At 66.7% G+C, this 13088-nt stretch carries 13 protein-coding genes and 2 tRNA genes; 8 read left to right on the forward strand and 7 right to left on the reverse strand.

The annotated features are described in order from the left end of the window. Positions 1–49: 49 nt before the first annotated feature. Both trpC and AC6CHL_RS19855 read left to right on the forward strand, forming a co-directional pair. On the forward strand, positions 50–853 hold the full coding sequence (gene trpC, locus AC6CHL_RS19850) for an indole-3-glycerol phosphate synthase TrpC (protein ID WP_038685790.1): 804 nt from the start codon (positions 50–52) through the stop codon (positions 851–853). Next, a complete protein-coding gene (locus AC6CHL_RS19855) occupies positions 850–1566 on the forward strand; it encodes a haloacid dehalogenase-like hydrolase (RefSeq protein ID WP_447595943.1) in 717 nt (238 codons plus the stop codon). The genes trpC and AC6CHL_RS19855 overlap by 4 nt, the downstream gene beginning before the upstream one ends. A gap of 54 nt (positions 1567–1620) precedes the next feature. On the opposite strand, the gene AC6CHL_RS19860 is transcribed toward AC6CHL_RS19855, so the two are convergent. Together AC6CHL_RS19860 and crp are read right to left on the reverse strand one after the other, a co-directional pair. Beyond that, on the reverse strand, positions 1621–2382 hold the full coding sequence (locus AC6CHL_RS19860) for a sulfite exporter TauE/SafE family protein (RefSeq protein ID WP_038685792.1): 762 nt from the start codon (positions 2380–2382) through the stop codon (positions 1621–1623). A 262-nt stretch (positions 2383–2644) separates the two neighbouring features. Next, on the reverse strand, positions 2645–3334 hold the full coding sequence (gene crp / locus AC6CHL_RS19865; protein WP_038685793.1) for a cAMP-activated global transcriptional regulator CRP: 690 nt from the start codon (positions 3332–3334) through the stop codon (positions 2645–2647). A 147-nt stretch (positions 3335–3481) separates the two neighbouring features. Here crp and speD point away from each other — a divergent pair, with 147 nt between their 5' ends. Continuing rightward, entirely contained in the window at positions 3482–4276 is a 795-nt protein-coding gene (gene speD, locus AC6CHL_RS19870; protein WP_025874620.1) for an adenosylmethionine decarboxylase, read from the forward strand. 188 nt (positions 4277–4464) lie between these two features. On the opposite strand, the gene coq7 is transcribed toward speD, so the two are convergent. Further along, entirely contained in the window at positions 4465–5109 is a 645-nt protein-coding gene (gene coq7 / locus AC6CHL_RS19875) for a 2-polyprenyl-3-methyl-6-methoxy-1,4-benzoquinone monooxygenase (RefSeq protein ID WP_038685794.1), read from the reverse strand. A 184-nt stretch (positions 5110–5293) separates the two neighbouring features. On the opposite strand from coq7, the gene rplM reads away from it, so the two are divergent. Together rplM and rpsI are read left to right on the forward strand one after the other, a co-directional pair. Continuing rightward, positions 5294–5722, forward strand: a complete 429-nt coding sequence (gene rplM, locus AC6CHL_RS19880) for a 50S ribosomal protein L13 (RefSeq protein WP_038685795.1) — start codon at positions 5294–5296, stop codon at positions 5720–5722. A 2-nt stretch (positions 5723–5724) separates the two neighbouring features. Continuing rightward, positions 5725–6117 carry a 30S ribosomal protein S9 gene (rpsI, locus tag AC6CHL_RS19885; protein WP_017354549.1) on the forward strand — a complete coding sequence of 131 codons (393 nt, stop codon included), beginning with the start codon at positions 5725–5727 and terminating at the stop codon, positions 6115–6117. Positions 6118–6936: 819 nt separating this feature from the next. Here the strand turns inward: rpsI and AC6CHL_RS19890 are convergent. Then, positions 6937–7011, reverse strand: a tRNA-Gln gene (locus AC6CHL_RS19890). Positions 7012–7062: 51 nt separating this feature from the next. Next, a tRNA-Met gene (locus AC6CHL_RS19895) sits at positions 7063–7139 on the reverse strand. 119 nt (positions 7140–7258) lie between these two features. Between AC6CHL_RS19895 and AC6CHL_RS19900 the strand changes: the two genes are divergently transcribed. The 3 genes from AC6CHL_RS19900 (at position 7259) to bfr (ending at position 8867) form a co-directional block, all read left to right on the forward strand. Next, entirely contained in the window at positions 7259–7882 is a 624-nt protein-coding gene (locus tag AC6CHL_RS19900; RefSeq protein WP_038685796.1) for an RNA pyrophosphohydrolase, read from the forward strand. A 138-nt stretch (positions 7883–8020) separates the two neighbouring features. Then, entirely contained in the window at positions 8021–8230 is a 210-nt protein-coding gene (locus AC6CHL_RS19905) for a (2Fe-2S)-binding protein (protein ID WP_038685797.1), read from the forward strand. Between the two features lie 166 nt (positions 8231–8396). Further along, entirely contained in the window at positions 8397–8867 is a 471-nt protein-coding gene (gene bfr, locus AC6CHL_RS19910; RefSeq protein ID WP_128096615.1) for a bacterioferritin, read from the forward strand. 1 nt (position 8868) lies between these two features. Here bfr and AC6CHL_RS19915 read toward each other — a convergent pair whose 3' ends face one another. Next, positions 8869–11190: an ATP-binding protein gene (locus AC6CHL_RS19915; protein WP_498295924.1), complete on the reverse strand. Its 2322-nt coding sequence runs from the start codon at positions 11188–11190 to the stop codon at positions 8869–8871. After that, on the reverse strand, positions 11190–13076 hold the full coding sequence (locus AC6CHL_RS19920; protein ID WP_425598290.1) for an EAL domain-containing protein: 1887 nt from the start codon (positions 13074–13076) through the stop codon (positions 11190–11192). Before AC6CHL_RS19920 ends, AC6CHL_RS19915 begins: the two co-directional genes overlap by 1 nt. Positions 13077–13088: the final 12 nt, after the last annotated feature.

Genomic DNA, 13088 nt, shown 5'->3' on the forward strand with positions numbered 1-13088 from the left:
TTTGCCCATGGCTGGCCGATAATGGCCGGCCTGAAGGACCCTGACTGACATGAGCGACAAGAGCGACATCCTCGACACCATCCTGGCCCGCAAGGCCGAAGAAGTGGCTGCGCGCCGCGCGCAGGTGCCGTTGGAGGCGCTGATCGCCCGGGTCGAGCAGGCGCCGCCGGTGCGGGGCTTCGCCGACGCGCTGCGCGCCTCGATCGCCGCCGGTAACCCGGCGGTGATTGCCGAGGTGAAGAAGGCCAGCCCGTCCAAGGGCGTGATCCGGGCCGACTTCCACCCGGCCGACATCGCGGTCAGCTACGAGTTCGGCGGCGCCAGCTGCCTGTCGGTGCTGACCGACGTGGACTTCTTCCAGGGCAGCGATGCCTACCTGCAGCAGGCCCGCGACGCGTGCACGCTGCCGGTGCTGCGCAAGGACTTCGTGATCGACGCCTACCAGGTGTACGAGGCGCGCGTGCTCGGGGCCGACTGCATCCTGCTGATCGTGGCGGCGCTGGACGACCGCCAGCTGGCCGCGCTGTCCGACCTGGCCATGCAGCTGGGCATGGACGTGCTGGTGGAAGTGCACGACATCGACGAACTCGAGCGCGCCATCCAGGTGCCGGTGCCGCTGATCGGCATCAACAACCGCAACCTGCGCACCTTCGAGGTCTCGCTGCAGACCACCCTGGACATGCGCCAGGCGGTGCCGCGCGATCGCCTGCTGGTGACCGAAAGCGGCATCCTCGGCGCCGACGACGTCAGCCTGATGCGCAACGCCGGCGTGCATGCCTTCCTGGTCGGTGAGGCGTTCATGCGGGTGGAAGAGCCCGGCGAGGGCCTGCGTCAGCTATTCTTCAGCGCATGACTGCGATCTACCCAACGCCGCGCGACGACGCCCCGCTGGTGGTCTTCGATTTCGATCACACCCTGTATGACGGTGACTCGGGCAGCCATCTGTTTGCCTGGCTGATCAAGCGCAACCCGTTGCGGCTGCTGGCCGCGCTGCTGGCCACCCCGATCCTGGGCCCGCTGGTGGCGCTGCTGCCCACCCGCCGCCGCGGCATTTCCGGGTATGTGTGGATCGCCACCTTCGGCCTGCACCGTGCGCGTGACCTCAACAAGGCCATCGACCGCTACGTGCTGACCCATGAGGCGGACATCCGCCGCCGGCTGTTGCCGGTGGCGCTGGACGTGTTCGCCCAGCACCGTGAGCAGGGCGACCGGGTGGTGGTGGCCACCGGCGCGCCGCCGGAGCTGGCCCGCGCCATCCTCACCTTCGTCGCCCACCAGGGCGTGCCGGTGATCGGTACCGAGGTCGGTCCGTGCCTGGGCGCGGTGGTTGCCACGCGCCACTGCCACAACGAAGAGAAGATGCGCATGCTGCGCGAGCGCGGCTACGGCGAGATCGCCATTGCCTACTCCGACAGTAGTGCCGACCTGCCGCTGTTGCTGGCCGCCAAGGCGCCGGTGGTGGTGAACCCGAAGGCCTCGCGGGTGGCGCACTTCCGGCAGGTGCTGCCGCCGGGCACGCCGATCCTCAACTGGGGCTGCGTCGATCGAGCGGGCGATCCGGTCTGACCGACGCGATTGAATATGCGTCTGGCGTCTTCCAGACTGGATGACGCAACCGGCTCAGGCGGCGCGCCATTGCAGCAGGGCCTGGCCGATCTGGAACAGGCTGATGGCCAGGACCAGCACGCCCACGCCCACCAGCACCCAGCGCTCCTTGACCCGCTTCACCAGCAGCGCGGCAACCGGTGCGGCCATCATCCCGCCAATCAGCAGGCCGGCCACGATGTTCAGGTACTGCAGGCCCATGGTCAGCAGGAAGGTGATCGAGACCGCCAGAGTGACCACGAACTCGGCGGCGTTGACCGTGCCGATGGTGGTCCGCGCCTGGCCGCCCCGGGCCAGCAGGGTGGAGGTGGCCACCGGACCCCAACCGCCGCCGCCGCTGGCATCCAGCAGGCCGGCGAAGAAGCCCAGCACCGGCACCCGCTTCACTTCCTGGGCCGGCATCAGCCGTCCGGCCGCACGCAGCAGGATGAAGATCGCCAGCACCAACAGGTAGCAGTAGATGAACGGGCGGATGAACTCCCCCGGCAACTGGGTCAGCACATAGGCGCCTACGACCCCGCCCACCGCGCCGGGAATGGCCAGGCGCAGGAACAGGCGACGGTCGACATTGCCGGCCACCAGGTGGGAGACCCCCGACGCGCCGGTGGTGAAGACTTCCGCGGTATGAATGCTGGCGCTGACCGCCGCCGGCGGCAGGCCCATGCTGAGCAGGATCGAGGACGAGATCAGCCCGAAGGCCATGCCCAGCGCGCCGTCGACCAGCTGCGCGCCCAGGCCGATCAGGATGAACCAATAGAATTCGCTGCCAAGCTCCATGGCGCCAGCCTACCGGGAAACAGCCGGGTAGTGCCGGCCGCTGGCCGGCATCCGTGGGCAGTCGGGGCCCGGCGGGAGGTCGGGTAGGAGGTCGGGTGGGGTGCTGCCGGGTAGTGCCGGCCGCTGGCCGGCAACCGTGGGCAGTCCGAGCCCGGCGGGATGCCGGGTGGGGTGTCTAATAGCGTGCCGGGTGGCATGGGGGAGCTGACCGGGTAGCCGACCAGTAGCCGACCAACGGTCGGCTCTACCGCGCGCGCGGGGGTTAGCGGGTGCCGTACAGGACCACGGTCTTGCCGCGGGCATGCAGCAGGCCGTCGGTCTGCAGCTTCTTGAGCACGCGGCCGGCCATTTCACGCGAGCAGCCGACCAGCCGGGCCAGTTCCTGGCGCGACACGCGCAGCTGGGTGCCCTGCGGGTGGCTCATGGCTTCCGGCTCGCGGGACAGGTCGTGAAGGGTGCGCACGATACGGTCGGTAACGTCCAGGAACGCCAGCCGGCTGGCCTTGCGGCTGGTGTCCAGCAGGCGCTTGGAGATCTGCTGGCCCAGCGCATACAGCAGCCGCGGGGCATCGGCCGAGAGCGGGCCGAGGAACAGCTGGTGCAGGCGTTCGTAGCTGATTTCAGCCAGTTCGCAGGGGGTGCGGGTGCGCAGGATCACCTCGCGGCGGTCCGATTCGACGAACAGGCCCATCTCGCCGACGAACTCACCTGAACCGAAGTAGCCGAGGACCAGCTCACGATCGTCCTCTTCCTCAGCAATTATAGAGACCGAGCCACTGATCACGTAATAAAGAGTGCCAGCCGGGTCTCCGGGACGGAACACGTCGGTGCGGGCGGGATAGCGGCGACGATGGCTGTGGGCCAGAAACCGGTCGATGGTGGCGATATCCAGGGCCAATGGACTTGCGGCAAGGCGCACTGTTGACACGGTTGAGGCGCTCCCTTTGCTCATGAACAATTCACGGCTATGTGCCGCGAGCTTAACGATCCGATTTGTTAAGGGCAAACAAAGCACAGCTACTCGTGTCAATGCAAGTTTCGCCCCCGATCACTTTGCCCCATAATTCCCCCTTTCCCACCACTCACAGGATCGACCGCCGTGGTCAAGCCGTTGCCTCGCCTCAGGTTGCAGGGTTTCAACAACCTCACCAAGGCGCTGAGCTTCAACATCTATGACGTGTGTTACGCGCGCACCGAAGAGGAGCGTCAGCGTTACATTGAATACATCGATGAAGAGTACAACGCCGACAGGCTTACTCAAATCTTGACCGATGTCGCCGAGATCATCGGCGCCAACATCCTTAACGTGGCGCGCCAGGATTACGATCCGCAGGGTGCCTCGGTGACGATCCTGATCTCGGAAGAGCCGGTGATCGACAAGAAGCAGGCCGGCAAGGAGTTGATCTCCGACGCCGTGGTCGCGCACATGGACAAGTCGCACATCACCGTGCACACCTATCCGGAAACGCACCCGCAGGAAGGCATCGCCACCTTCCGCGCCGACATCGACGTGGCCACCTGCGGCGTGATTTCGCCGTTGAAGGCGCTGAACTACCTGATCGAGAGTCTGGAATCGGACATCGTGATCATGGACTACCGCGTGCGTGGCTTCACCCGTGATGTGAAGGGCAAGAAGCACTACATCGATCACAAGATCAACTCGATCCAGAACTTCCTGGCCAAGAACATCAAGTCGCGTTACGAGATGTTCGACGTCAACGTCTACCAGGAAAACATCTTCCACACGAAGATGCACCTGAAGGACTTCGACCTGGACCAGTACCTGTTCGAAGAGAAGGCCAAGAACATCTCCTTCAAGGAACGCATGAAGATCGAGGCGCTGCTGCGTCGTGAGATCGAAGAGCTGTTCCACGGCCGCAACCTGGCCGAGTAAGGCGACAGGTGACAGCCGCCCGGGGCAACCCGTGGCGGTGCTGCACAGGCGGGACGGCCCCGCGCCGGGGTGCCAGGGTCGCGTAGAACCTGGCGCCACGGAAGCCAGCCGATGACGGTCCGGTGTGAACACGCCGGGCCGTTTTTTATGTCTGGCCGCCGGTCGGGCCCCTCAGCCGGGACGGGAGGTCACACGCGATAAGCGATGGTCTTCATCACCTTGGAGGCCAGCGCCATCACCCCGGGGATCGGGAAGGGCAGCTTGCGGGCACCGGCGTGTTCGGCGTGGTCGGCGTGCCGGGCCTCGTCGATCTTCATCACCTTGAGGATCTCGCGGCTGCGCAGGTCGGCCGGGGGCAGGGTGTCCAGGTGTTCGTCCAGGTGGGCCTCGACCTGGCGCTCGGTTTCGACCACGAAGCCCAGGTTCCAGCCGTCCCCGCGCAGGCCGGCGAGGGTGCCGATGGTGTAGCTGCCGGCATACCAGATCGGGTTGAACAGGCTGGGGCGGCTGTCCAGTTCGCGCAGGCGCTGGGCGCACCAGGCCAGGTGGTCGGTTTCTTCCTGGGCCGCTTCCAGCAGGTGGGCGCGGGTCTGTGCTTCCTGGGCAACGGCGGCCTGGCCGAAGTACAGGCCCTGGGCGCAGACCTCGCCGACGTGGTTGATGCGCATCAGGCCGGCCGCGTGGCGGCGCTCGGGGGTGTTCATCTGTACGTCGGGGGTGGTGTCGGCCGGGTAGGGGCGGCTGGCCGGCGGGTTGCCAAACACCGTGTCCAGGGCGCGCTGGGCTTCGGTCAGCAGGTGATCGAGCGGGGTGATCTGGCGGGTGGCGGTCATGGCGGGGTGGCAGCATGCAGCGGGGGACCGTCGATTCTCGCCCCGTGGGCGCGGCGTGCCAAGCCGGGGCAGGGGGCAACTTGCAAGTGGCGGGGTTGGCCAGTACAATCCCGCCTCTTCACAACGCGTGGCAGAGTTCCGGCCGTTCAGCGCCGTAATGAGCCCGACCTACTTGAGTTCTTTCATGAGCACTTTCACTGCAAAGTCCGAGACCGTCCAGCGCGACTGGTATCTCGTCGACGCTTCCGGCAAGACGCTGGGCCGTCTGTCCACCGAGCTGGCCCGCCGTCTGCGCGGCAAGCACAAGCCGGTTTACACCCCTCACGTTGATACCGGTGATTACCTGGTTGTCATCAATGCAGAAAAGATTGTCGTCACCGGCAACAAGCTGCAGGACAAGCTGTATCACCGTTTCACTGGCTACATCGGCAACCTGAAGACCGAAACTCTGGCCCAGGCGCTTGAGCGCCACCCGGAGCGTGTCATCGAGACCGCCGTCAAGGGCATGCTGCCGAAGGGCCCGCTGGGCCGCGCCATGTACCGCAAGCTCAAGGTGTACTCGGGTTCCGAGCACCCGCACGCCGCTCAGCAGCCTCAGGTTCTGGATATCTAATCATGGCTATCACTCAAAACTACGGCACCGGCCGCCGCAAGTCCTCCACCGCCCGCGTGTTCCTGCGCAAGGGCGCCGGCAACATCACCGTCAATGGCCGTCCGCTGGACGAGTTCTTTGGCCGTGAGACTGCACGCATGATCGTGCGTCAGCCGCTGGAACTGACCAAGAACACCGAAAGCTTCGACATCATGGTCACCGCCGCTGGCGGTGGTACCACCGGTCAGGCCGGTGCGATCCGCCTGGGCATCGCCCGTGCGCTGGTCGAGTACGACGAAACCCTGAAGTCCGAGCTGCGCAAGGCTGGCTTCATGACCCGTGACGCCCGTGAAGTCGAGCGTAAGAAGGTCGGCCTGCACAAGGCACGTCGCGCCACCCAGTTCTCCAAGCGCTGATCCATCGCGCCTGGCGTGGGATCCTTCGGGATCCCGCTGGGAGGACAGCAAAAGCCCGGCCTCGGCCGGGCTTTTGTCGTTTGTGGGGCGATAGGGCCGGAGCTGGAGCCGGAGCCAAGGCTGGAGCTAGAGCCGGAGCGAGAGCGTCTGCTCTGCGTATCCGCTGGCTGGGTCGGCGCGGGTGGATTGTCGGGACACGCTGCAAGTCCCGCTCCGCGGCCCGGCCCAGCCGCTGGCGGCTGGGCGTTCGGGCGCTTGCGAGGCAGTGCCTCGCAAGCAAAGCGCCCTCACCCATGTAAGCTCCGTCGCCGCATCCATGCGGCTCAGGGTCCCGCCAACCCACCCGCGCCGACCCTCGACAGTTGGCTGGTGCACATGGGAAGGGCGGGGCAAAACGGGGCGGGCGCCTGGGGATTTTGATCGGTAGTGCCGGCCGCTGGCCGGCAACCACGCAGGCCTTCCGCAGGCCGATGGCGTCGCTCGCGATGGCCGTGACCGCGATTCTGCTCTTCTATCCTCCGGCCGTTGGCCGCATTCGTGTCATCGCCTGGTTATCGCGGTGCATCCCCGTCGGCGATGGCTAACGCCATCTACCCACCCACCGGCACCCATGGCGCCCAGCACCTCCCACACCCCATCAGGCCAAGCAGCCCCCTTGGAGTCCAAGGGGGGCGCGCCGACAGGCGCGGGGATGTGGAGGTAAACGAGGCGGACCCCAACCTTGCTCCGCAAGGTTGGGGTGCAGGGCGCATAGCGCCCAGCTAACCGCACCAAATAAAACAAAAGGCCTGATCTTTCGATCAGGCCTTTTGTTTTATTTGGCTGCCCCGGATGGATTCGAACCACCGAATGCCTGAGTCAGAGTCAGGTGCCTTACCGCTTGGCGACGGGGCAATATGTGCGTGCAAGTATTGCACTTTTTCCCTACAAAACCAAGGGTTAACTTGGTGGCTATGGGTGGACTCGAACCACCGACCCCAGCATTATGAGTGCTGTGCTCTAACCGGCTGAGCTACATAGCCTAGGGAGCCGGTAATTCTGGAGATGTATCGGGGATCTGTCAACACTTTTTCATCACGCTTGTGAGTGGGCAGCGGGCGTGTCAAAGTCGGATCAGTAGATTTTTCTAGGAGTCCGCATCGTGATCGATCCGGACGGCTATCGACCGAACGTCGGTATTGTGCTGATGCGGGAAGACGGGCAGGTGTTCTGGGCACGACGTGTGCGCCGGGATGGCTGGCAGTTTCCGCAGGGCGGCATGAATACCGACGAGACGCCCGTCGAAGCCATGTATCGCGAGTTGCACGAAGAAACGGGGCTGTTGCCCGAGCACGTCGAAGTCCTCGGAGCGACACCGGGTTGGCTGCGCTATCGGCTGCCCGCACGCGCCATCCGGCGCAATGAGAAGCAGGTGTGCATCGGCCAGAAGCAGGTGTGGTTCCTGCTGCGCCTGTCCGGCGACGAATCCCATGTGACGCTGGACCATACCGACAGCCCCGAGTTCGACCAGTGGCGGTGGGTGGATTTCTGGTACCCGGTCGAGCACGTGGTGATGTTCAAGCGCGGGGTCTATGCACGCGCGCTGCGCCACCTGGCGCCCTTGGCGCGTGGCGTGGCCGGCACCGGGGTGGAATCGATGCCCAAGTCGGCCCAGGAAGCCTGGATGCCGGGCAACACCGCCGGGCACGATCGGCCGCGCAAGCGCACGCCGCCCAAGCGGGGCTACTGGCCGCGGAAGGCCAAGGGCGACCCGGGCGCACCGTGATGGGGTGCGCCACGGCGTTCAGCCGTAACTGGCCTGTCTGAACCGTATCGAGAATGATTCAGATACGAAATTGACAACCATTCGCATTTCTATTGGAATAGCGGCAGGCCCTTCCTGGCCTGCCTGCCGAGTCCGCACGTGTACGTTTGTATCTGCAACGGGGTTACCGACCACCAGATCCGTGAAGCCGCCCAGAGCGGTGTCGCGAGCGTGTCCGAACTGACGATGCGCACCGGCTGCGGCGCCACGTGCGGTTCCTGCCTGGACATGGCAGCCGACCTGCTGGCCAAGTTCAGCGCGACCCACGATCTGCCGCTGCCTGTGTTGGGCCTGGCGCAGGTCGCCTGAGGCGGCCACCCGACCAACGGTCGGGTGCTACCCGTGTGGGCGCGGCCACGGTAGCCGCCGACCGTTGGTCGACGGAACCTCACCGTAGCGAGCATGATTCGCGTTTCTTCATGCCCCGGCGCGAAGCGCTACAGTGCGCGCGTTCACACGCAGCAGGAGCAGGCTCATGAAGGGCGACGCAAAAGTCATCGAATTCCTCAACAAGGTCCTCTACAACGAGCTGACCGCGATCAACCAGTATTTTCTGCACGCCAAGATGCTGAAGAACTGGGGCCTGAAAGAACTGGCCGATCATGAGTACAAGGAATCGATCGAAGAGATGAAGCATGCCGACATGCTGTCCGATCGCATCCTGTTCCTTGAAGGGCTGCCCAACTTCCAGGCGCTGGGCAAGCTGCGCATCGGCGAGAATCCCACCGAGATCCTGCAGTGCGATCTGGCGCTGGAGCGCGATGGCGTGGTCACGCTGCGCGACGCGGTGGCCTACGCCGATTCAGTAGGCGACTACGTGAGCCGCCAGCTGTTCGTGAAGATCCTCGATTCGGAGGAAGAGCACATCGATTGGCTGGAAACCCAGCTCGACCTGATCGAACGCATCAGCGAGCCGAACTACCTGCTGACCAAGCTGGACGACTGAGTCAGCCCTGCAGCGGTACGCGCAGGCCGTTCTGATACCCGGCCAGCGCGATCCGCGCGCGCGCGAACTCGGCGATGAGCAGCGCCACCGCCACGGCGGGGCGTTCCAGGGTGCCGGCGCGCGCATCTTGTTCGATCCGGCGCGAGGCGGCCGACAGGGCCAGCGCGCCCACATTGGCGCTGGCGGACTTGAGGCTGTGCGCCAGCGCGCGCAGCTGATCCAGGTCGGCGGCCACGGAGGCATCCTGCAACTGGGTGATCAGCGCCGGGGTGTCGTCCAGGAACACACCGATGATCTGCGCGGTCTGCGCGCCGATCACCTCCACCAGTTCATCGAGCACGCTGCTGTCCAGCACGGGCAGCGGGCTGTCATCGCTGTCGGGCATCACCGATGGCGGCAGTGGGGCGAACGACATGTCCGGCGCGCGCGCCTCGGCAGACGGCGCGGGCCACTGCGACGGGGCCGCGTTAGCTTGCCAACGTTGCAGGCACGCCAGCAGCGAGGCGCGGTTGACCGGCTTGGACAGGTAGTCGTCCATGCCGGCCTGCAGGCAGCGCTCGCGGTCGCCGGCCATGGCATTGGCGGTCATCGCCACGATCGGCTGGCGCGCCGCGCCGGTGTCGGCTTCGTGCGCGCGCCAGCGGCGGGTGGCCTGGTAGCCATCCAGCACCGGCATCTGGCAATCCATCAGCACCAGGTCCACGCGCTGGCTGTGCAGGTGCTGTAGCGCCTGTTGCCCATCGGTGGCGGTCACCACGCTGCAGCCCAGTACCTGCAGCAGGCGCTGGGCAACGGCCAGGTTGACGCTGTTGTCTTCCACCAGCAGCACGCGCAACCCCAGCTGGGGGGACGGAGCGCTGTCGGTATCGGCCACCACCTCGGCCAGCAGCGGTGCCGGGCGGGCGGGGGCGATGGCGGGGCGGAGCAGGGCGTGCAGGTCGCTGTCGGCGGCGTCGCGCGGCAGCTGCAACGCGTCTTCCAGCAGCACCGACGCGAGGGGCTCGGCACCCTGCAGCCACACCAGCTTGGGCAAGGGGTCGCGACCGTCGCGCAGCACGGCCCGGTGCAGGGCGGTGGCGCCGTGGCGCAGGGCCTCGGTATCGGCAAGGACCCAGCTCAGCACCGGCTCGATGCCGGGGCGCTGCGGTGCACGCAGGATGTCCAGCGCGGCCGAGGCGCTTTCCACCACGTGCAGGCGCATGTCGTAGTGCTGAAGCACGCGGTCCAGGCGCTGGGCCAGCAGCACGTCGGTACTGACCAGCAGCGCGCGGGTGGTGGTGGTGCCCAGGGCGGGCAGGTCGCCGATGACCTTCAGCAGCGGAATCTCGAACCAGAACGTGGCGCCATGGCCCGGCGTGGAGCTGACCCCGATGCGGCCATGCATCAGGTCGATGATGCGCTTGCAGATGGCCAGCCCCAGCCCGGTGCCGCCGTAAATGCGGGTGGTGGAGGCATCGGCCTGGCTGAAGGACTGGAACAGCCGCGACTGCAGGGCCGTGTCGATACCGATGCCGGTGTCGATCACTTCGAAGCGCAACTGGTGCTGGGCGCTGGTTTCACCCAGCCGCTGCACGCGCACGCGGACCTGGCCGCGTTCGGTGAACTTGATGGCATTGACCAGCAGGTTGCCCAGCACCTGGCGCAGGCGCACCGGGTCGCCGCGCACCGACAGGCGCACCGCCGGGTCCAGTTCCAGCGACAGCTTCAATGCCTTGGGATCGGCGCTGCGCTGCATCAGCTGGACCTGCCCTTCGAGCAGCTCGCGCAGGTTGAACGTGGTGATCTCCAGGTCCAGGCCCTTGGCCTCCAGACGGGAGTAATCGAGGATGTCATCGACGATGCGCAGCAGCTGCTGCGAGCTGACGGTGGCGGTCTGCAGCATCTGCCGCTGGTCGGCGCCCAGCTGGCCGCCCGCGATCAGGTCCAGCATCGGCAGGATGCCATTGAGCGGCGTGCGGATCTCGTGGCTCATGGTGGCCAGGAACTCGCCCTTGGCCAGCGCGGCGGCTTCGGCGGCCTGCTTGGCCTGCAGCAGTTCCTGTTCCAGCACGTCCTGCTGCTGCACCGCGTGCTGCAGCTGATCGCGCTCGGCCGCCAGCGCGTCGCCGCGGCGTTGCAGCTGCTGCAACCGTTGCTGGGTGTCGCGCCAGTGCTGCACGCAGCTCAGGCTGGCAATCACCGTCACCACGGCCGCCGCAGCCGCAATCAGCGACCACGGGCCGCGGCTGCCGATGGCGGCCATCAGTGCGGCGGTGCCTGCAACCGCGGCGGCCATGGCGGTCAGCCAGAGTGCGCGGGGTACCCGTCCTTGGGTGGTCGTCATCACAACACCGCGTTGTGGAAGTCGAAGTTCAGTTCACTGCCCGCCGACTGCACCATGTTGCCCTGGATGAAGTCGACCCCGCCCATCCACATCGCGGCGGCCGCCTGTGGATCTTCAATCTGTTGACCGATGATCTGCAGGCCGGCGCGGTGTGCGTTGTCGATGGCCGCACGCAGTTCGTCGCGGGTGCGCTGGTTGGCGTGGCTGCTGGAGAAACGCGCGGCCATGCGTACGTAGGTCAGGGGCAACTGGGTGAGCAGGGCGTTGGCTTCGCCGCCCGGTTCGAACTGGCTCAGGCAGAACCGCACGCCGGCCGCGGCCATGCGCGAGCAGAACTGCTGCAGGGTGACGGTATGGATGAGCGCGTCCGGCAGGCGGACGTCGATGACCAGCGCCTCGCCGGCGATCTGGCGGCGCGCCAGCGATTCCAGCAGCCAGTCGGCGAAGGCGTCGCGGGCCAGCGTGCGCAGCGACTGCGACACGAACAGGCTCAGCGGCTGGGTGGCATGGCGGTACAGATCGAGCAGGCCCAGCGTGTGGTCAAGCACCTGCTGGTCCAGGTCGGCGATGCGCCCGGCGGCTTCGGCGGCCGGAATCACCTGCCCGGCGGCGAGCACGGTGCCATCAGCCTGGCGCAGCCGCAGCAGCACCTGGTACTGGGCGGTATTACCGCCAGCAACGGCCACGATCGGCTGGTAGGCCAGTTCCAGCTGGCCTTCGAGCAGGGCCAAATGTTCCTGCGCGGCGACATCTTCGCGGCGCACGTGCGCGGCCACACCGGCGCTGAGCAGGCGCGCCTGCAGGGTGGTGCGTTCCACCGCTTCCAGTGCGGTACCGGCGTCGCTGAAGCCCAGCGAGAGCTGCGCATGCCCGACCACGCCGCGCAGGTGCACCGACTCGTCGTCGCGGATCACGAAGGCGCGCCCGGACAACTGCTCACGCAGGTGCTGGGCCACGCCGTCCAGGCTTTCCTCGTCGATGCCGCGGGCCAGCACCAGGAAGCTGTTGTCGTTCAAGCGTGCCAGCAGGTGCGGCTGCGCGCTGTCGGCCAGGCGCTGCGCGGCCTGCACCATCAGGCGCTCGAACGCGGCGTAGCCATAGCGTTCGCGCAGGCCCAGTGCACTGGCCACTTCGATGAAGAACAGGCCGCCATGGTCGCGGTGGGCCAGCGAGGCGGCCAGCTGCTGCATCACATGGTGGCGGGTGGGCAGGCCGGTCTCGGGGTTGTTCATGGCCGGCGCGCCATTGGCGCCGGGCTGGGTGGCGGCCTGCGCACGCGCACGGCGGATCCGGTTGGAGACCGCGGCAATGAGGTGGCGCGGACGGATCGGCTTGCTCAGGAAATCGTCGGCGCCACTGTCGAGCACTTCGAACTGGCGCTCCGGGTCCGGATCGCCACTGAGGAACACGATGGGCAGCAGCTGCTGGCCGGGTTGCTGGCGGATCAGCGCGGTCAGGCGCATGCCGTCCAGGCCGGGCAGGTGCAGGTCCATCAGGATCAGGTCGGGGCGGTTGTCCGCGATGGCCTGCTGCACGCCTTCGGCGTCGCTGTGCACGATGGCCTCCATCCCGGCGCCGTGCAGCACGCTCTGCGCGAACAGGGCCTGGGAGCGGTCGTCTTCGACAATCAGCACCCGGTAGGGCGCATCCAGGCCCAGCGGCGCGGGGTCGTCTTCGCGTGCCTGCGGTGCCTGCGGCAGCGGCGGTGGGGCCGCTGCGATGGCTGCGGTAAGCGGTACCACGTTGCTCGGCGCGGCAGCGACCGGCGCGGCGCTGCCGACCCACCGTTGCCAATGGTCGGCGGGCGGGGTCTCAGCGCGCGTGGCGCGGGCGGATGCAACAACGTTGTCGGTGACGGCCATCAATACTCCCAGTCTGCGACGCAATTATGCCGTGCC

Source organism: Stenotrophomonas sp. GQ19 (genome assembly GCF_059758695.1).

Excerpts from the sequence above, each read along its gene's own strand:
- trpC (WP_038685790.1), top strand. The coding sequence starts at position 50 with ATGAGCGACAAGAGCGACATCCTCGACACCATCCTGGCCCGCAAGGCC.
- AC6CHL_RS19855 (WP_447595943.1), top strand. The coding sequence starts at position 850 with ATGACTGCGATCTACCCAACGCCGCGCGACGACGCCCCGCTGGTGGTC.
- AC6CHL_RS19860 (WP_038685792.1), bottom strand. The coding sequence starts at position 2,382 with ATGGAGCTTGGCAGCGAATTCTATTGGTTCATCCTGATCGGCCTGGGC.
- crp (WP_038685793.1), bottom strand. The coding sequence starts at position 3,334 with ATGAGCAAAGGGAGCGCCTCAACCGTGTCAACAGTGCGCCTTGCCGCA.
- coq7 (WP_038685794.1), bottom strand. The coding sequence starts at position 5,109 with ATGACCGCCACCCGCCAGATCACCCCGCTCGATCACCTGCTGACCGAA.
- rplM (WP_038685795.1), top strand. The coding sequence starts at position 5,294 with ATGAGCACTTTCACTGCAAAGTCCGAGACCGTCCAGCGCGACTGGTAT.
- rpsI (WP_017354549.1), top strand. The coding sequence starts at position 5,725 with ATGGCTATCACTCAAAACTACGGCACCGGCCGCCGCAAGTCCTCCACC.
- bfr (WP_128096615.1), top strand. The coding sequence starts at position 8,397 with ATGAAGGGCGACGCAAAAGTCATCGAATTCCTCAACAAGGTCCTCTAC.
- AC6CHL_RS19915 (WP_498295924.1), bottom strand. The coding sequence starts at position 11,190 with ATGACGACCACCCAAGGACGGGTACCCCGCGCACTCTGGCTGACCGCC.